Annotated in this window: 17 protein-coding genes, 1 rRNA gene and 1 other RNA gene; 15 read left to right on the forward strand and 4 right to left on the reverse strand. The window is 58.0% G+C overall.

Annotated elements, in window-relative coordinates; all coding sequences use genetic code 11:
- Positions 1-14: 14 nt before the first annotated feature.
- From ACLI1M_RS03340 to ACLI1M_RS03355, 4 genes are read left to right on the forward strand one after another with little or no spacing between them, the layout of a single operon-like run.
- Complete coding sequence (locus tag ACLI1M_RS03340; RefSeq protein WP_198010448.1) at positions 15-947, forward strand: FecCD family ABC transporter permease; 933 nt, start codon at positions 15-17, stop codon at positions 945-947.
- Complete coding sequence (locus ACLI1M_RS03345; RefSeq protein ID WP_200288010.1) at positions 937-1,920, forward strand: FecCD family ABC transporter permease; 984 nt, start codon at positions 937-939, stop codon at positions 1,918-1,920. The genes ACLI1M_RS03340 and ACLI1M_RS03345 overlap by 11 nt, the downstream gene beginning before the upstream one ends.
- Before the next feature lie 2 nt (positions 1,921-1,922).
- Positions 1,923-2,735 carry an ABC transporter ATP-binding protein gene (locus ACLI1M_RS03350; protein ID WP_023020818.1) on the forward strand — a complete coding sequence of 271 codons (813 nt, stop codon included), beginning with the start codon at positions 1,923-1,925 and terminating at the stop codon, positions 2,733-2,735.
- A 24-nt stretch (positions 2,736-2,759) separates the two neighbouring features.
- Entirely contained in the window at positions 2,760-3,581 is an 822-nt protein-coding gene (locus ACLI1M_RS03355) for a kinesin (RefSeq protein WP_200288006.1), read from the forward strand.
- A gap of 305 nt (positions 3,582-3,886) precedes the next feature.
- Here the strand turns inward: ACLI1M_RS03355 and ACLI1M_RS03360 are convergent, their stop codons facing one another.
- Positions 3,887-4,327 carry a DUF1990 family protein gene (locus ACLI1M_RS03360; protein WP_023020821.1) on the reverse strand — a complete coding sequence of 147 codons (441 nt, stop codon included), beginning with the start codon at positions 4,325-4,327 and terminating at the stop codon, positions 3,887-3,889.
- A 149-nt stretch (positions 4,328-4,476) separates the two neighbouring features.
- On the opposite strand from ACLI1M_RS03360, the gene ACLI1M_RS03365 reads away from it, so the two are divergent.
- From ACLI1M_RS03365 to ACLI1M_RS03380, 4 genes are all read left to right on the forward strand, one after another.
- Positions 4,477-5,565, forward strand: coding sequence for a S1 family peptidase (locus ACLI1M_RS03365; RefSeq protein WP_023020822.1), 1,089 nt, complete (start codon positions 4,477-4,479; stop codon positions 5,563-5,565).
- A 259-nt stretch (positions 5,566-5,824) separates the two neighbouring features.
- Entirely contained in the window at positions 5,825-6,070 is a 246-nt protein-coding gene (locus ACLI1M_RS03370) for a FeoA domain-containing protein (protein WP_084279013.1), read from the forward strand.
- Positions 6,070-7,992 (forward strand): ferrous iron transport protein B, encoded by a 1,923-nt coding sequence (gene feoB / locus ACLI1M_RS03375; protein ID WP_248099675.1) that lies wholly within the window; start codon positions 6,070-6,072, stop codon positions 7,990-7,992. The genes ACLI1M_RS03370 and feoB overlap by 1 nt, the downstream gene beginning before the upstream one ends.
- On the forward strand, positions 7,989-8,249 hold the full coding sequence (locus ACLI1M_RS03380) for a MarR family transcriptional regulator (RefSeq protein ID WP_248099673.1): 261 nt from the start codon (positions 7,989-7,991) through the stop codon (positions 8,247-8,249). Before feoB ends, ACLI1M_RS03380 begins: the two co-directional genes overlap by 4 nt.
- Here ACLI1M_RS03380 and hisN read toward each other — a convergent pair.
- Together hisN and ACLI1M_RS03390 are read right to left on the reverse strand one after the other, a co-directional pair.
- Positions 8,246-9,028: a histidinol-phosphatase gene (hisN, locus tag ACLI1M_RS03385; protein ID WP_248099671.1), complete on the reverse strand. Its 783-nt coding sequence runs from the start codon at positions 9,026-9,028 to the stop codon at positions 8,246-8,248. The two genes, ACLI1M_RS03380 and hisN, sit on opposite strands and share 4 nt — an antisense overlap.
- A complete protein-coding gene (locus ACLI1M_RS03390; RefSeq protein ID WP_023020827.1) occupies positions 9,021-9,857 on the reverse strand; it encodes an inositol monophosphatase family protein in 837 nt (278 codons plus the stop codon). The genes hisN and ACLI1M_RS03390 overlap by 8 nt, the downstream gene beginning before the upstream one ends.
- 60 nt (positions 9,858-9,917) lie before the next feature.
- Between ACLI1M_RS03390 and prfB the strand changes: the two genes are divergently transcribed.
- Positions 9,918-11,021, forward strand: a complete 1,104-nt coding sequence (prfB, locus tag ACLI1M_RS03395; protein ID WP_239208858.1) for a peptide chain release factor 2 — start codon at positions 9,918-9,920, stop codon at positions 11,019-11,021.
- Between the two features lie 83 nt (positions 11,022-11,104).
- Here the strand turns inward: prfB and ACLI1M_RS03400 are convergent, their stop codons facing one another.
- Entirely contained in the window at positions 11,105-12,724 is a 1,620-nt protein-coding gene (locus ACLI1M_RS03400) for an AbgT family transporter (RefSeq protein ID WP_411706655.1), read from the reverse strand.
- Between the two features lie 109 nt (positions 12,725-12,833).
- Between ACLI1M_RS03400 and ftsE the strand changes: the two genes are divergently transcribed.
- The 6 genes from ftsE to ACLI1M_RS03430 all read left to right on the forward strand — a co-directional run bounded on the left by ftsE (position 12,834) and on the right by ACLI1M_RS03430 (position 18,084).
- Complete coding sequence (gene ftsE / locus ACLI1M_RS03405) at positions 12,834-13,523, forward strand: cell division ATP-binding protein FtsE (RefSeq protein ID WP_239208854.1); 690 nt, start codon at positions 12,834-12,836, stop codon at positions 13,521-13,523.
- Positions 13,520-14,422, forward strand: coding sequence for a permease-like cell division protein FtsX (ftsX, locus tag ACLI1M_RS03410; RefSeq protein WP_248099667.1), 903 nt, complete (start codon positions 13,520-13,522; stop codon positions 14,420-14,422). The genes ftsE and ftsX overlap by 4 nt, the downstream gene beginning before the upstream one ends.
- Positions 14,423-14,466: 44 nt before the next feature.
- Positions 14,467-14,970, forward strand: coding sequence for an SsrA-binding protein SmpB (smpB, locus tag ACLI1M_RS03415; RefSeq protein ID WP_005322310.1), 504 nt, complete (start codon positions 14,467-14,469; stop codon positions 14,968-14,970).
- Positions 14,963-15,319: a DUF488 domain-containing protein gene (locus ACLI1M_RS03420; RefSeq protein WP_248099665.1), complete on the forward strand. Its 357-nt coding sequence runs from the start codon at positions 14,963-14,965 to the stop codon at positions 15,317-15,319. The genes smpB and ACLI1M_RS03420 overlap by 8 nt, the downstream gene beginning before the upstream one ends.
- 62 nt (positions 15,320-15,381) lie before the next feature.
- Positions 15,382-15,762: a transfer-messenger RNA gene (gene ssrA / locus ACLI1M_RS03425) on the forward strand.
- A gap of 804 nt (positions 15,763-16,566) precedes the next feature.
- Positions 16,567-18,084: ribosomal RNA gene (locus ACLI1M_RS03430) — 16S ribosomal RNA — on the forward strand.
- Positions 18,085-18,162 lie beyond the last annotated feature (78 nt).

The following is an 18,162-nucleotide window of genomic DNA, read 5'->3' on the forward strand; positions in this document are numbered from 1 at the left end:
AAGCCAGCGTCTGCTTGGTCCTTGCAACCGCTGCCGCTGCCTTTGTGTGGTGGTGGCGGCTCCGCCATGTTCAGGTGCCAGTTGATACCCCGTGGTTAGAAGAAGAGCTGCATAGCGTGGCTTTTGACCGTCTCCTTGCTACCACGGTGGTCGGTATTGCACTAGGTGTAGGTGGGTTATTGCTGCGCACGGCAACCGCGAATCCGCTCGCCGATCCGTCCATCACTGGTGTGAACTCCGGTGCGGCACTCGGTGCAGTCGCAACCGCAATGTTTTTAGGAAGCGAAACCTCGAGCGTTGACCAGCTGCCCGGTGCGCTGTTGGGTGCGGGGATTGCTGTGGGGGTGACGGTGGGCGTCGGCAAGAGCGGTGCGATCCAGCGCATGGTTCTGGTTGGCGTTGCCGTTTCCTCGCTGTGTAGCGCCTTGACCTCCATTTTCCTGGTGGTGGATGAAGCTCAACTGGCGACGGTGATGTCGTGGCTTTCTGGCCGGCTTGCCGGTGTACGCCTAAGCGATATTATGCCCGCGCTGATCGCTGTGCTGGTCGTGGTTCCCTTGACTTTAGTCGGTGCGAAAACGCTGGACTTGCTCGTAGCTGGCGATGCCGTGGCCGGTGCTGTGGGGGCGAAGCCGGAGCGCATTCGGTTGGCCGCCATTGTGGCGGCGGTAGTGCTCGTTGCTCCTTCGGTAGCCGCAACCGGGCCGATTGGATTTTTGGGGCTGATGGCCGCGACCGTAGCGTGGCGGGTGTGCGGCCCGCACCATCGCATGGGGCTATGTGTGGCTGGAATTGTAGGAGCAGCGGTGCTTCTGGTGGCCGACTCGGTTGGGCAGGCAATCTGGGCGCCAGCCGAGACCCCAGTGGGCATCGTGACTTCTTTGGCTGGCATGCCCTTAGTGCTGTGGTCCGTCCATGCGCTAGGGAGGAGGAGACATGCGGCATAAGAGAATTGTAGGGGTTCTAGTAGGACTCATCCTGGCGTTGATATTGAGCGCAGTTATCGGCATGGGCGTCGGTGCGGTGATGAAATCGCCGGGCGAGGTGACCACTGGCTTCTTTACCGGAGATCCGCTCATATGGAAGTACCGCGCACCGCGGATCTTGGTGGGTATTTGCGCGGGCAGTGCCATGGCTGTTTCTGGCTGTATATTGCAATCCGCGCTACGCAATCCCTTGGCCGCACCAGATACGGTGGGTATTACCTCCGGCGGTGGGCTCGCGGCCGTTGCGGTACTTATGGGAGCAGGCGCCCTGCCGGCCCACCTGCTGACCTTTATCGCCTTTATCGGCGCGTTGGCTGGAACTGGGTTGGTTCTCCTTCTCGCCGGACGCGGGGCAAGCGATCCGGTGCGCCTGCCCCTTACCGGGGTGGCGGTATCTTTTGGGCTGGGTGCCATCACCGAATTGCTCCTGGTGCGCGCCGCGCCAGAGGCAGGAGCGGCCATGACATGGCTGAAAGGTTCGCTTTACGCCCGCTCGCTTGGCGACGCCACTATTGTCGCCCCCTTTATCCTTCTCGCCCTAACCGCCGCGATGGTGGTGGCAAAACACCTGGATATGCTCGCACTGGATGGTTCCACCATGGCCGGCATTGGAGTGAACGCCAAGATGTGGCGCCTAATAGCAATAGCTTTGGCCGTTATCCTCGGCGCAGCGGGAGTCGCCGCGGCTGGGGTCTTGGGCTTCGCCGGGCTCATCGTCCCACATGCTGCCCGCTTGATGGTTGGTTCGAACCTGCGCCGGCAAATGCCCGTGGCGGCCCTAGGCGGCGCGACCCTCGTGACTGTATGCGATACGTTCGGTCGCTGGGCCTTCGCCCCCACGGAAATCCCCGTTGGCGCGCTCATCGCGCTGATTGGCGCACCCTATTTCATTTTCCTATTGACTGGGCTAACCCGAGTGCGAAATGGAGGCTAGACATGACATTGACATGTAGCGGATTGACCGTGGGTTACGGTGGTCCCGATGTGGTCAAAGATGTAAATCTCCGCTTATCTAGCGGTCAAGTAACGGCTCTGATCGGGCCGAATGGCTGCGGCAAATCGACGCTTCTCAAAACATTGGGGCGCCAACTTACGCCCAGCGCAGGCGCGGTGTACCTCGCGGACCAAAAAATTAGTGAGTATTCCTCGCGTGCCTTTGCCCGTGAAGTTTCTTTTCTGCCACAACACCCTGCGGCTCCGGAAGGGGTACTAGTGCGCGACGTTATCGGCTACGGCCGCTATCCCTATACAGGGGCGCTAGCGACGATGCGGGCCGGAGATCATGCAGCGGTTGAGCGTGCTGCCTCGCGTGCTGGGGTGAGCGACCTTCTCGACGTCCCTGCTGCAGACCTTTCCGGCGGTCAACGCCAGCGTGTTTTCCTCGCCATGACCTTGGCCCAAGAAACACCAATTACCTTGCTTGACGAGCCGACTACTTACCTCGACCCTGCGCACCAACTGTCCATCTTGGAGCTCATCCGAGACCTCAATGGTGCCGGGACCACAGTGGTCATGGTGGTCCACGATATGGTCCATGCTGCGCGTTACGCCGATCGAATCGTAGCCATGCGTGAGGGGCACATTGTGGCCGAAGGGCCTACCGAGGAGGTGATGACCGCTGAACTCGTACGCGAAACCTTCCAAGTTGAGTGTTTAGAGATGACTGATCCAACCACCGGTAGACGCTTTCCTATCCCCATTTCCGTGCACGCTCCTGAACTTTCTGGAACCCTAGAAGGAAGAAGATAAATCTATTAAAAGGAGTAAGTAGCAATGGCGAACGAACTAGGCCACGAGGTCGACTTGGACCGTAACGAATACAAGTACTTAGCTTCTGAGGATTCTGTGTCTTCAGCTGCTAAGTCTGACAAGTCCTCCGGGGCGGCTACGGGTGTCGCTGCTGGTGCAGCTGCTGCGGGCGCCGCAGGTGCTGCCGGCCTGTCCAAGCCGGTCGGTAAGCCATCTGCGGACGGAGATGAGCCCACCGCAAGCAAGTATGAGCCGCAGAACCACGTTGTCGCTGGTGCGGAGGAAGAACATGTTGGCAAGGCCGCAGAGCAGCCGGACCTGCAGGAAGCGCTGGATGAGAACAACGCGGACTATGCACCGAGCCAGCACATCGTAGGTGAGGCAAAGGAAGAGCACATTGGTTCTGCCCCACAGCAGCCGGACCTGCAGGAAGCGCTGGATGAGAACAACGCGGACTATGCACCGAGCCAGCACATCGTAGGTGAGGCAAAGGAAGAACACATTGGTTCTGCCCCACAGCAGCCAAACATTGATCTGGAAGCCTCGGGCGAGACCCCAACCTCTGTCAATGATCTGGATGTAGATCCAGAGATGTCTGGCGATGACCGAGACGAAGCAGATGACGTCACCGGCGAGGCTGGCAATGAGCGTTTGGACCAGCTGAAGGGTAAGGCATCGGAGGCAGGTAGCGCCGTAGGTGATGCCTTCCAGCGTGCTAAGGGCTTTGTGGAAGATAAGGCTCACGAGTACCAAGAAGAGACCACGAAGAAGGGCGGATTCTTCGATCGCGTCAAGGGCGCTGTTCGTGACGCACGCGAATCCATCGAAGATAAACGCAAGAATTAGATCCACGTTTTCTTCGGATTAAAGGGCCGTCTCCTTACAGGGAGGCGGCTTTATTTGATCGAAATATACTCGGCAATCATCCGATCTTTTGTGGATACCGTAGAGGAAAAAGTTCTCTTAACGTGATGGGGGAGAAGAGGTTGCACCCTTAGTAGAGGATCCACAGGTGCTGCTTGTCAACGAACCCACGGCTGTCCTAAGCTGCTGCCGCTCCCAGCATGACCTGATGTTCAATTCCTGGTGAGCACCACAAAAAGGTAGAACGGACAGCTTAAAGGCGAGATGAATGCGGCTATCGTTGCCGCTTAGTCCAGCGCGTGGAGATATAGCCTGCTGATAAGCAGGCGCCTCGGCACGTCCACAAGGGGGCGCAGGAAGGGTAGGAAGGGCTCTGAGGCGGCGTCGATAAGCAATACCGTGCGACCATCGCGCAGACGCTCTAGGGTGAAGGTCTCTTCGCCGCGCTCGAGGTGTCCAGGGAGGGTGCCATAGGTGAATCCGCAGCGGCCATCCTCATGGAAGACATCGACTACGCGGCAGTGAAAATCCCATGGACCCAAGCCGAGGGTGACCTCCGCGCCGAGCTCCACAACCTCATGGGTCGGGCGGACACGGAAAAGGCCGCTGCGTTGTACTGACCAGCGGAAAAGTCGGTGTGCGGCGGCGTCAAAGTCAGCATCGATAACCCGCGACATATGCAGCTGTGGAAAGTCGGAGACATCAGAATAGGACAGCGGTGTGGGCATGTTCTCCATGATAGGGGAGGGGTGATCACCCCCGAAGTCTGGAAGAAATATAACGGCTTGGACACAGTCACAAGAGTTTGCTGTTTCCACAATTTTTTCGTGCCACTATCGAGTTTGCACGATGTTGACAACTGAAAGTAGGTACCTTGATGCTTCGCATTCCGCACCTCAAGAAAGTCCTAGTGGGCTCGGCTTTCGCTGGTGCGTTTTTCCTGGGTTCCCCGGCCGCAGGCGCCCAGGAATTGCCCCAACCGGATTTCGACTCCGCAGGGATTATTAACCAGGTCCGCGATAACCTAGCGGGGGTCGGCATCCAGACCCCGCAGGTGGATAAGAATGTTACCGATGCCGTGGATTCCTCTGTGCGCAACGCGCAGCAAGCCGTGCAGCAGAACCTGCAGCAAGGACAGTACGCGGAGCCGATGACTAATCCGAATCCCATCGGTCTAGCGGAGCAGGCTACCCAGCCGGAGTTTAAACCGAAGGGAACCAATCCGAACTATAAGTGGAAAAACGATGGATTTTCCAAGGTAGCCGCCGGAAAGCCACAGGCTGATTACGTCCTGCACCGTGTGCCGGGTTCCATGTTTGATGCCCCACGCATTCCAGAAGAGTCTGTTGCAGCCATGAATCAGGGTGACTCCCTCTATGGTCCAGGCACCCCGCTCTACGTCAATGACAAGACGATGTGTACTCTGACCGCGGCAGGCAACGATAATGGTGGCCGCAAGGTGGGGCTGACCGCTGGCCACTGCGGCAATGTGGGCGATTCAGTTACCTCCGCTGATTCGGAGCAAATCGGCCCGACGGGCACCGTGGTGTCTAAGAACGAGGACTTGGACTACGCCGTCATTGAGTTCGGCTCCAAGGCTAAGGTGTCCCGTTCCTACAATGGCGTAACTGTCAATGAACTAGGCGGTGGCGTCAAACCGGGCCAGCAGGTGTGCAAGCAGGGCGTTGCCACCGGCAAGACCTGCGGTATTACCTATCAGCAGGCAAAGAAGATTCAGGTAAACCAAGTCTGCGCCATGATGGGTGATTCTGGTGCGCCGTTGCTCGTCAATGGCCGCCTCATTGGTTCCATTTCCGGTGGATTCCTGCCGGTGAATTTCCCGTGCCGTACCCCATTGCAGGGGCCGGTTCATAACCCGACTGCTGCCACCAATATGGATGCGGTCTTGGCGGATATGAACCGCCGCGGTGGCGTAGGTGCCGGTTTCACGCTGCCTGAAGACTAGCTGTACTGAGGCATTCGCCCGCTCCCCAGCTCGGGGGGCGGGCTTTTTGCGTCCCTGCCCGGTGCCGATAATCACAACTAATCGGAGCTTGTGTGAAAAGCTTAGGCGGACTAAGGTTAGCCTTATCTAGTAGCTACTTAGGTGTGGCTAATATCACCGGCATGGTCCGGTCAGAGAGAACTGAGGTAACCGCGCGATGTTGCAGCTGTCCTTATTGTCCCGCACCCGGCGCAAACCGGGGTGCGAAAAATCCGAGTGTATGCGCGCCGATCAGGCACCGGTAGACGCTTTGGTGGAACTTCCTGAGTGCTGCTTGCAGCACGCCATCGACGAGCGGCCGGCGTTGGCGCTGCGCTTGCGGGAATTAGGTTTCCGCCCAGGTGTGCGCGTACAGATCGGCCGCAAGGTAGCCGGCGGCGCGCGCCTAGTTACCGTAGGCACCGCCCACTATGCGGTGGATGCGGCTACTCTTCGCCAGCTCGAAGTCATCCCGGTGGCAGCATAATGGCACGGAAAACCGCTGCGCCGAGCTGCCATTCCACCTCCTCGATGCGCATTGCGAAGGAGGGAACGCCGGTCCTCGCATTGGTCGGGGCTCCAAATTCCGGCAAATCTACCTTGTTCAATGCGCTAACCGGAGCGAAGGTGCAGACCGGAAACTGGCCAGGTACCTCCGTTGAGATAAGCCGTGGCTTGTGGAATGCGCAGCCAGAGGCCTTTGACATCATTGATCTTCCTGGTGCTTATTCATTGGATCCAATGAGCCCAGACGAGGAATTTACCCGCGATATGCTCGTGGAGGCTCCGCCGTGTGAGCGCCCCGATGTGGTTGTGGTGCTCGTGGACGCCACTGCGCCGGCGCGCGGACTGAACCTCGCTTTCCAGATTGCGGAGCACCCATACCGGGTAGTGATTGGGGTGACCAAGGAGGACATCGCCAAGCAGCAGGGCATAAGCATCGATACGTCCGCGCTTTCACACGAGGTGGGCATCCCGGTGGTCAGCGTTAACGGTCGGCGGCGTGAAAACTTGGATGCGCTCGAGCGCGAGGTTGCCCGTGCAATGCACACTGATCCGCGGACCATCCGGCCCAATGCTGACCTAGACCAGCGCTTTGTGGATTTGGACGCGGCGGAAAAGGCTGCCGTTTCACGGACGGATACTGGCGAACCGCTCAGCCACCGCGCGGACCGCCTAGTCTTGCACCCAGTGCTCGGGCCGATTCTGTTTCTGGCGGTGATGTGGGCGGTCTTCTTCATCACCACTACTGTCGCGGGTCCGCTACAGGACGGATTAGAAGCATTCATCACCGGCCCGGTCTCCGCCGCTGCGCGCAGCATCCTCCCGGATAACTGGCTGCTCACAGGCTTGTTGGTGGATGGTCTCATCGGTGGTGTAGGCATGGTGCTCACCTTCGCGCCGCTTCTTGCGCTGATGTTTTTGTGCTTGGCGGTGCTGGAGGATTCCGGCTATATGGCGCGCGCGGCCGTGGTCACTGACCGCGTGATGCGCGCCATCGGCCTGCCGGGTAAGGCTTTTATCCCCATCGTGGTGGGCTATGGCTGCAATGTACCGGCTATCTCAGCCACGCGCGTGCTTGGCGACGTCCGCCACCGCATCCTCACCTGCCTGCTTATTCCCTTTACTTCATGCTCTGCGCGTCTCATCGTATTTATGATGCTGGCACAGGTATTTTTCCCTGCTCATGCCGGTTCCGCGGTATTTGCCATGTACGTGCTGTCCATCGCTTTGGTGGTATTGGTAGGCCTGGCGCTGCGGCGCACGGTGTGGCGGGCCATGCCGGCCGAAGCCCTCGTTATCGACCTTCCGGCCTATCAGCTGCCCACGTTTAGACTCACCATCTCAGTCATGTGGGTGCGCCTCAAGGGCTTCTTGCATACCGCCGGCGGCATCATCGTGGCCACGGTGGTAGTCATCTGGCTACTCATGTCCATCCCGGTCACCGGCGGGCACTCCTTTAACGAAGAGGCAGTGCCGCCACAGGATTCCGCCTATGGTGCCGTTGCTCAGGCAATGTCTCCCGTCTTTGCCCCAGCAGGCTTTGATTCTTGGTCGCTGACCGGACCCTTGGTCACCGGATTCGTAGCGAAGGAAACCCTCATTTCCACGTGGGCACAGACGTACGCAGTCGAAGACGTCACTGACGATGCACCGGAAGAGCAAGCAGAATCCCCACTGGCCAGCCATATCCGCGCTGATTTTGATGCGGCCTCTGGCGGGCACGGGCTCGCGGCAGTATGGGCGTACATGGTATTCCTGCTGGCCTACACCCCGTGCGTAGCCACGGTAGCCGCGCAGCGGCGAGAAATAGGCTGGAAGTGGACACTCATCGGCTTCGCCCTACAACTCGGCTCCGCCTGGATCCTGGCGGTGGGAGTTTTCCAAGTCCTCAAGGTCTTCCTATGAGCCCCACGGAGCAGGTCAAGGAGGCCATTAAACAGGGAAAATCCAACTCGGCTGACATTGCAAAAGCTACTGGGTTAGGGCAGGGGACCGTGGAAATCATCCTCGCCCACCTCGAACGCACGGCGGAGCTGGTGCGTGAATCGCTCACTTCGTGCCCCACCGGCGGCTGCGGCAGTTGCGCGCAGGCGGGTGGTTGTTCCGCTGCAGCTACCGAGCACCGCGGTCCGGTGCTGCTCCAGCTGCGGAGAAGACCCTAGCCCTGTAGCGCGGCGAGGGCGTGCTTATGAAGCAGTCCGTTGGAGGCTACGCCGGATCCGCCATGCGGGCCGGGGTTTCCTTCAAGGTCAGTGAAGGTACCGCCGGCCTCGGTCACGATGAGCGAGGGCGCAGCGAGGTCCCACAGGGAAACCTCCGGTTCGGCGGCGATATCTACTGCGCCTTCGGCGACGAGGCAATAGGACCAGAAGTCTCCGTAGCCGCGCAGGCGCCACGTTTTATCCGTTAGCGCGAGGAATTTATCGCGCAATCCGCGCTCAGCCCATCCGGTAAGCGAGCTCATCGCCAGCGAAGAATCGGAGAGCTTTTCTACGTGGGAAACGCTCAAACGCTTCGGCTCGCCGCCGAACACGCGGAAGGCACCCGCGCTCTTGGCCGCGTACCAGCGGCGGCGCAGGGCGGGAGCGGAGACGACGGATACCACCGGTTCGCCGTCTTCCAAGAGGGAAATGAGCGTGGCCCATACGGGCACGCCACGCACGAAGTTCTTGGTGCCGTCGATGGGATCGATGACCCACTGGCGGCCTTTATAACAGGCCTCGCCGCCGTATTCCTCGCCCAGCACCTCATCGCGCGGGCGGGAGCGCTTGAGGGATTCGCGGATTTGCTTCTCACAGGTGAGGTCCGCATCCGATACGGGAGACATATCCGGCTTTTCCTTAACGGAAAGATCCGAGGCCTCGAAACGATGCATGGTTACCACATCGGCATGGCCCGCCAGCTCGAGCGCGAGGCCCAAGTCTTCTTTGAACTTACCCACGGAGCCAATCCTCCATCTGATCCACTACCAATTTATTGCCGGCGAGGCACCATTCGACACCGCCGGCTTCTACCTTGCGGGCGGCACCACCGGCTGCTTCAACGAGAGCTTTGCCGGGGAACCAATCCCAATCCGCTACCGAATGCTGCATCCATGCGCCCCACGTGCCATCGGCTACGGAGGACAGGTCAACAGAACCGGCACCGAGCATACGGACTGTAGCAAAGTTTTCCGCCACGCGCTGCCATGCCCCGCGGATATCCGCATCCATCAGCGAGGTCGGGTGCAAATAGGTAGATAGCGAAATCTGCTTGGCTGGCTGAGCCGCAAGGCGGGAAACTTCTTTGCCGTCCAGAGAAGTGGGGTAGTCGCGGCCACCGAACCACGTATAACCCATGGCGGGGCGGTGGACGGCGCCGAGGGTGATCCCGGTGGCGTCGGCAAGCGCGAGGGCAGAGCACCAATAATCGGAGCCGGAAGAGAAATTGTAGGTGCCATCGACTGGGTCAATGACCCAGGTGCGGCCGGACTGGGATTCGCGGGCGGCGCCCTCCTCACCCAGGATGCCGTCCTCCGGGCGCACGGCCTCGAGCACGCCCGCGACGAAGCGCTCGGCCGCGCGGTCTGCATCCGTGACAACGTCCGAGATGGAAGTCTTTTGCTCCACGTCAACGCCCATCTCGCGCAGGCGCCACGCCAAGCGTCCGGCGTTATAGACGAGGGCCTGCGCAAGGTGCGCATCCCCGTCATCCGCATGCGCGACAATAAAGGTCTTGATGACCGCGTCGATCATCTCCTGCAAGCTCGGCTTTTGATCCATGCCCACCATTGTCACCCTAAACGCGGCCGATGGCTAATTGTGATGGCCCGGTGGGTAGGATTGGGGCCTATGCGTCCCGAAGTAACAGCACGGCTCAAGCAACTAGAATCCACCCTGACCACCATTGAGAAGGTCATGGACCCAGAGGCTTTGGCTGCCCGCATTCGGGAACTAGAGGCCCAGGCCGGGGATCCATCCCTGTGGGACGACCCCGTACATGCCCAAAAGGTCACCTCTGAGCTTTCCGCAGCGCAGGCGAAGGTTCGCAAGCTAGAAGCGCTGCGCGGGCGTCTCGAGGACATGCCCGTCATGTACGAACTTGCGGAAGAGGAAGGGGATTCTTCCCTGGCAGACGAGGAGCTCGATTCCCTGGAGTCCGCCATCGAATCCCTAGAGGTCACCACCATGCTTTCCGGTGAGTATGACCCGCGTGAGGCGGTTATCAATATTCGCTCTGGTGCCGGCGGTGTGGATGCGGCGGACTGGGCTGAAATGCTTATGCGCATGTATACCCGCTGGGCAGAAAAGCACGGCCACAAGGTGGATGTATATGACATTTCCTATGCGGAGGAAGCGGGCATCAAGTCAGCCACGTTCGTAGTCCATGGTGAGTACATGTACGGCCAGCTTTCCGTGGAACAAGGCGCGCATCGCTTGGTGCGCATCTCGCCTTTTGATAATCAAGGCCGACGCCAGACCTCCTTCGCCGAGGTGGAAGTCCTGCCGGTGGTGGAACAGACCGACCACATCGATATCCCGGACAATGATGTGCGCGTCGATGTTTATCGTTCTTCTGGTCCGGGTGGCCAGTCCGTCAATACCACCGACTCGGCGGTGCGCCTGACCCACATTCCCACCGGAATCGTGGTCACCTGCCAGAACGAAAAATCGCAGATTCAAAATAAGGCCTCGGCTATGCGCGTGCTGCAGGCAAAGCTCTTGGAGCGCAAGCGCCAAGAGGAGCAGGCCGAGCTTGACGCTCTGGGCGCTGGTGGTAACGCCTCCTGGGGCAATCAGATGCGCTCCTACGTGTTGCACCCGTACCAGATGGTCAAAGACCTGCGCACCAACTTTGAGGTGGGCGATCCATCCAAGGTGCTCGATGGCGATATCGATGGCTTCCTAGAATCCGGAATTCGCTGGCGCATGCAGCAACAAGAAGACCAAGCTTAAGTCCATACTGATCGGGCTGAACTGAACGCAAAAAGGCCGAACTGAGGGGAGAAAATCCTCAGTTCGGCCTGATCTTTATGGACCTAACCCACGTAGTCCATCGGTGCACCCGGTCCCAGCGGAATGCCGATGAGGTACCAGATGACAAAGAAGATGAACCAGCCCACCAGCATGCACAGCGAGTAGGGCAGAGCGAGCGACATCAAAGTACCCACACCCGCGTGCTTGTAGTAGCGCTGCAAGAAGGTCAACGCCAGAGCGAAGTAGGGTGACATTGGGGTGATGATATTCGTTGGGGAGTCACCGATACGGAAGAGCATCTGGGAAACCTCAGGTGAGACGCCCACATACATCATCATCGGCACGATGACCGGGGCCATCAGCGCCCACTGGGCGGAACCGGAGGTGATGAAGAGGTTAAGCAGTGCGACCATGGCGACCAGCGCGGCGAACATGAGCAACGGCGGCAGGGACCAGTGCTGAAGTAGCTCGGAGCCCTTAATAGCGGTCCATACGCCGAGGTTGGACCACTCGAACCAGGCGAGGAACTGTGCCACCGCGAAGAAGAGGACCAGCATGGGGACAAGGGTCTCGATGCCCTTGGCCATAAACTCCGGTACATCAGCAAAAGACTTCACGGTGCCTGCCGCTAGGCCGTAGACGATGCCGCACACCAAGAAAGCCAAGGCAATCGGCACCGCGATGGCGCTAATGAGCGGCGACTTCATGAAGCTATCCTCTTGGCTTGCCAGCGGGGAGCCAGGGATAAATAGGAGTGCAAAGAAGGCGGCAAGGAAGAGCACGAGTGCGATGCCGGAAGCAATCAAACCGCGCTGTTCGTTGGGCTTGATGCGCATTGCCTCTTCATCGTCGGTGAAGTCGTACTCCTCATCCTCTTCTGCATTCGCGCCGGCCCCACCGGCGGCCTTGGAAAAAGACACCTCTTCATAATTAATGTGATCGTGGTCCACCAGCTCGCGGGCCTTTGTGACCATGAGGAATTCCGTGACCGCGGTAATGATGAGCGAAAGCACAATAGCGGAGGGAATGACGAAGAAGATATTGGCCAGCGGGCTGACTTCATATTCTGGGTCCACAAACTGTGCGGCCGGGGTAGAAATGCCCGCCAGCAGGAGGTCGGTGATATTCAGAATCAGCGAGGCATTAAAGCCGGCAGACGACGCCGCAAAGGCCACCATCGCGCCCACGATGGGGGAGCGGCCCACCGCGTGGAAGGCCATGGCTCCCAGCGGAATGAGGATGACGTAAATGGCATCGGAGGCCACGGAGCCGGTCACACCGGCCAACGCCACAACGAAGGTAAGCATCTTGGCACTGACCTTGGTGACCATGCCGCGCACCAAGGCGGAAAGCAGGCCGGACTGTTCGGCCACGGCCACGCCGAGCATTACGGCGAGGATGACACCCAGCGGTGGGAAACTGGTGAAGTTTTCCACCGCGTCAGTAACCATGCGCGAGATATTCTCGGTGGTCAGTAGCGATTGCACCTCAATGGTCTCGCCTGTCTTAGGATCCTCGGCGCTCATGCCAATGAGGTGCCCCAGCCAGGAGGTCACAGCAACGATTGCCGCGAGGATGACGAAGAGCCAGAACGGATCCGGTAGCTTATTGCCAATCTTTTCTACAGTGCCCAGGAAGCCGCTTGCAGAACGTGGTTTTTCTTTAGTTTCGGTTTCGGCCATAGTATCGGCACTTTCTGTCGATTGGGTCGGAACAAATTAGTGTCTTAGACCACATTACTTAAATATAGTTCACAGCGCGGTGTCAACTTTGGTTGCTACAGTGATTCGCGTGATTAGATTCGACAACGTGACTAAGGCCTACTCCGCCGAGTCCCGCCCAGCACTTGACGGGGTGTCTTTCGAGATTGCGGATGGTGAATTCGCTTTCCTGATCGGTCCATCCGGTTCCGGTAAGTCCACCTTCTTGGAGCTGATGGTGCGCTATAGCAACGTAACTGAAGGCGATATTTACTTTGATGATTTCCACGTCAATGAGCTTTCCGGCAAGCAGATCAACGCGCTGCGTCAGTCCATTGGGTACGTCTTCCAGGATTTCCGCCTGCTTCCAAAGCTGACGGTGTATCAAAACGTGGCCTTTGCGCTGGAGGTCATTGGCAAGAGTAAGTACCGCATTTCCACCGCGGTCCCGCAGGTATTGGAGCTGGTGGGACTCCACGATCGCCACAACGCCTATCCGCATGAACTCTCCGGTGGTGAACAGCAGCGGGTAGCCATCGCTCGTGCGGTGGTTAATCGGCCAAAGCTCTTGCTTGCCGACGAACCCACGGGCAACCTCGACCCCGCCACCGCCGACGAAATCATGGACTTGCTGCTGGGCATCAATCGTCGCGGCACCACCGTGGTCATGTCCACCCATAACGCCCGCGCCGTCAATAAGGCGCGCAAGCGCGTGCTGGAGCTACGCAATGGAGTGCTCGTGCGCGATGAGCATGACGCACAATACGAGGGGGAAGCATGAAGCTAGGATTTATTTTCCGCGAAGCCACAAAGGGTCTGGGCCGCAATTTGACCATGACCATCGCCATGATCATTACTACCGCGATTGCGGTCGGGCTCGTTGTCGCCGGCATCATGGTGACCAACCTGACCAAGGACACCAAGGAAATCTATCTCGACCGCGTCGAGGTCATGGTTCAGCTCAATGAGGATATTTCTGCTGGGGATCCAGACTGTACGAGTCCGGCCTGTGCGGATATCAAGGAACAGTTGGAGGCGGATGATTCCGTCGAGTCCGTGGAATACCGCAACCGCGCAGATTCCTATGAGCGGTTCAAAGAACTTTTCCAAGACACCGACCCTGTGATGGTGGAACAAACCTCCCCTGATGCGCTGCCGGCTGCATTCCACGTGCGGCTTGTAGACCCAGAAGACGCCTCGGCAATCGATGCGATTCGGGATAACCCAGCGGTAGAGGACGTCGTTGACCAGCAGCAAGAGGTGCGCAATGCCGCCAGCAACCTCGACTCCATCCGCAATGCCACCTTCATCCTGGCTATCGTGATGTCTGTGGCGGCCATCTTCTTGGTGGCTAATATGGTGCAAATTGCTGCATTCCATCGCACTCGCGAAACGGAGATCATGCGCATGGTGGGCGCAAGCCGGTGGATGACGCAGACGCCATTCGTCACGGAAGCAGTCTTGGCTTCCCTCATCGGTGTACTCCTCGGCGGAGCCGGCATCTTCTTGGGTAAGTCCCAAGTGGTGGACCCGTCCCTGCAGGGACTTTATGAATCCCAGCTGCTGGCTCCTATGAAATCCGGCGATCTCTGGATTGCCCTCCCGCTCGTCGGCCTGCTAGCGCTGGTGGTTACCGCCATCACGGCCCATATCACCCTGCGGTCATATGTACGCAAATAGTCTGTTTGCCGGGCCAGTCAAAAGGGCACTACACTGGCATAACTATGGCTAAGAAGGGCAAGAAAAACAAGAAGGCGGCATCCGGCGAGGCTACGCTTGCGACCAACCGCCGGGCCCGGCACGACTACAAAATTCTCGAGGAGTACGAGTGTGGCATCGTCCTGCTCGGCACCGAGATCAAATCCCTGCGGGAGGGGAAAATCTCGCTCAATGATGCCTTTGCCACCATTGACGATGGCGAAGTGTACTTGCGGAACCTCCACATTCCGGAGTACTCCATGGGCTCGTGGACGAACCACAGCCCGCGGCGCACCCGCAAGCTTTTATTGCACCGCCGCGAGATCGACAAACTTTATGGCCAGGTGCGCAATGGCAATAAAACCCTGGTGCCGCTCAAGGTTTATCTCAAAAATGGCTACGCCAAGCTTTCGCTTGCGCTGGCACAAGGCAAGCAGGACTATGACAAGCGAGAGGATATTAAGCGCCGCGACCAGGACCGTGAAATTTCCCGCGAGCTCGGCCGCCGCGTGAAGGGCATCAATGTTTAAGACAGCGAAAGTCCACGACGTCGTCAAGGGTGAGGACACCATCGAAGGCGTCGGGGTGCTGGTGGATCGGATGTGGCCTCGGGGCGTCGCTAAGAGCGACCTAGACTATAAAGAGTGGTTCAAGGAAGTCGCGCCGAGTCCGGAGCTGCGCAGATGGTGGAACCACGACGAGGATCGTTTCGACGAGTTTGCCCGCCGCTACAAGACTGAGCTGGATGACAATGACTCCGAAGAGCTCACCCAGCTGCTTGCGCTTGCCGACGCCACCCTTCTCTTCGCCGCCGCCAACCGCAAGGTCAATCACGCGGTGGTCCTTAAAGAGTGGCTGGAGGAGCATTTGAGGAAATAAAAGTGGGTGGGGTAGTGTTATACGAACCGTAGGGAAGATGCACTATCCCGTCCCTACCGCATGGGGTTGATTTGGTTTCGACTTCGTGCACTGAGCCAGGGGAAGCGTGCCGGTGCAGGCTAACGACCACCGTATAAGCGTCGTAGCAACCAATAAACGCAGAGAAGAACTCTCAGCGTGACTACGCCCTCGCTGCCTAATTACAGCGACGCGTGTCTGTCAGCCTAGGTTTCGTTCCTGACCTAGAACCTGGCATCGACTAAGGAACTAGCCGGCTGGCCGGGTCATCAGGACCAGTCGGGACTCTTACTGGTGACTGGGCCCATCATCCGGACGTGTTCGCCCGATCCGGAGGGCCGAGCAGAGATCCTGTGCGGACTGCGCACGGAGAAGCCCTGGCAAGGTGACGAAGGACCCGGGTTCAATTCCCGGCAGCTCCACCGATAGGCCCCCGAGAAATCGGGGGCCTTTTTCCATGCAAGGAGCCCGGTGGTCAGCTTGCTGATAATTGCCCGCTCTCCCCAATCCATTTTTGGGATCGTCCATCTAAAGGGGGGCGGTCCACCAGAGAGGCCTTTCAAATATGGGAGAAAGCATCTCGATTGCAGGTTTCCTTGAGACATTAGTAGCTATGGTGCCACTTAGCCAGGTAAAACTCTGCCATAATGCCCGTTATCCTGGGGATTTGTGTTGTTGGGTTGTGGTGGACTACATTAATCCAAGTCGCCGAGAGGTAGCCGGGAGGTTACTTGATGGTGACATTTTGTACGGACTTGGTTCGATGATTTGACTTTGTTCTTTGAGTTGAGTAAGTTTGTACGGGCTGCCGATGAGAGGTTAACGGGAAGTTAATTTCTGTTGGTTGGTGATGATGTTTGAGAACTCAATAGTGTGCCAATGTACTTTTTATTTTTTGTGTGCATGGTTGTGTGTTGATTGGTTTGTCTGCCAGCAGGCTTAGTGGTTTGTTGGTTGGTGTGTGCCGGTTGGGTATGTGGAACACGTACCTTTTTGAATGCTGTTTGGTGTTTCGGCTGCATTGAGATGGATTGGTTGGCATGTGATTGTGTTTACCTTTTTTGGTTTCCTCTTTTTGACCCCGTCGGGTTGAGGGGACTGTTTATTTTTTCTTTGTAGTAATTTTTTGGACGCCAGCATGAGCTGCATTTTGTGTGGTTTGTGGTGGTTTGTTCTTTTGTTGGGTTTCGGGCTTTTCACGGCCTGTTTCGGATTTGTTCTGAAATTTTTTTGTGGAGAGTTTGATCCTGGCTCAGGACGAACGCTGGCGGCGTGCTTAACACATGCAAGTCGAACGGAAAGGCCCTGCTTGCAGGGTACTCGAGTGGCGAACGGGTGAGTAACACGTGGGTGATCTGCCCTGCACTTCGGGATAAGCCTGGGAAACTGGGTCTAATACCGGATAGGAGCCATTTTTAGTGTGATGGTTGGAAAGTTTTTTCGGTGTAGGATGAGCTCGCGGCCTATCAGCTTGTTGGTGGGGTAATGGCCTACCAAGGCGGCGACGGGTAGCCGGCCTGAGAGGGTGGACGGCCACATTGGGACTGAGATACGGCCCAGACTCCTACGGGAGGCAGCAGTGGGGAATATTGCACAATGGGCGCAAGCCTGATGCAGCGACGCCGCGTGGGGGATGACGGCCTTCGGGTTGTAAACTCCTTTCGCTAGGGACGAAGCTTTTTGTGACGGTACCTAGATAAGAAGCACCGGCTAACTACGTGCCAGCAGCCGCGGTAATACGTAGGGTGCGAGCGTTGTCCGGAATTACTGGGCGTAAAGGGCTCGTAGGTGGTTTGTCGCGTCGTCTGTGAAATTCCGGGGCTTAACTCCGGGCGTGCAGGCGATACGGGCATAACTTGAGTACTGTAGGGGTAACTGGAATTCCTGGTGTAGCGGTGAAATGCGCAGATATCAGGAGGAACACCGATGGCGAAGGCAGGTTACTGGGCAGTTACTGACGCTGAGGAGCGAAAGCATGGGTAGCGAACAGGATTAGATACCCTGGTAGTCCATGCCGTAAACGGTGGGCGCTAGGTGTGAGGGTCTTTTCACGACTTTCGTGCCGTAGCTAACGCATTAAGCGCCCCGCCTGGGGAGTACGGCCGCAAGGCTAAAACTCAAAGGAATTGACGGGGGCCCGCACAAGCGGCGGAGCATGTGGATTAATTCGATGCAACGCGAAGAACCTTACCTGGGCTTGACATACACCGGATCGGGCTAGAGATAGTCTTTCCCTTTGTGGCTGGTGTACAGGTGGTGCATGGTTGTCGTCAGCTCGTGTCGTGAGATGTTGGGTTAAGTCCCGCAACGAGCGCAACCCTTGTCTTATGTTGCCAGCATTTGGTTGGGGACTCATGAGAGACTGCCGGGGTCAACTCGGAGGAAGGTGGGGATGACGTCAAATCATCATGCCCCTTATGTCCAGGGCTTCACACATGCTACAATGGTCGGTACAACGCGCAGCGACACTGTGAGGTGGAGCGAATCGCTGAAAGCCGGCCTTAGTTCGGATTGGGGTCTGCAACTCGACCCCATGAAGTCGGAGTCGCTAGTAATCGCAGATCAGCAACGCTGCGGTGAATACGTTCCCGGGCCTTGTACACACCGCCCGTCACGTCATGAAAGTTGGTAACACCCGAAGCCGGTGGCCCAAACTTGTTAGGGAGCCGTCGAAGGTGGGATCGGCGATTGGGACGAAGTCGTAACAAGGTACCCGTACCGGAAGGTGCGGGTGGATCACCTCCTTTCTAAGGAGCTTTATTATTCGGGCACAGTTGTGCCTTGTCCTGCCACTTTGTGGTGGGTGTTGGTTGAGTGTGCGAGTG

The organism is Corynebacterium sp. LaCa54, from assembly GCF_046717495.1.
In the GTDB taxonomy this organism is placed as follows: domain Bacteria; phylum Actinomycetota; class Actinomycetes; order Mycobacteriales; family Mycobacteriaceae; genus Corynebacterium; species Corynebacterium kefirresidentii.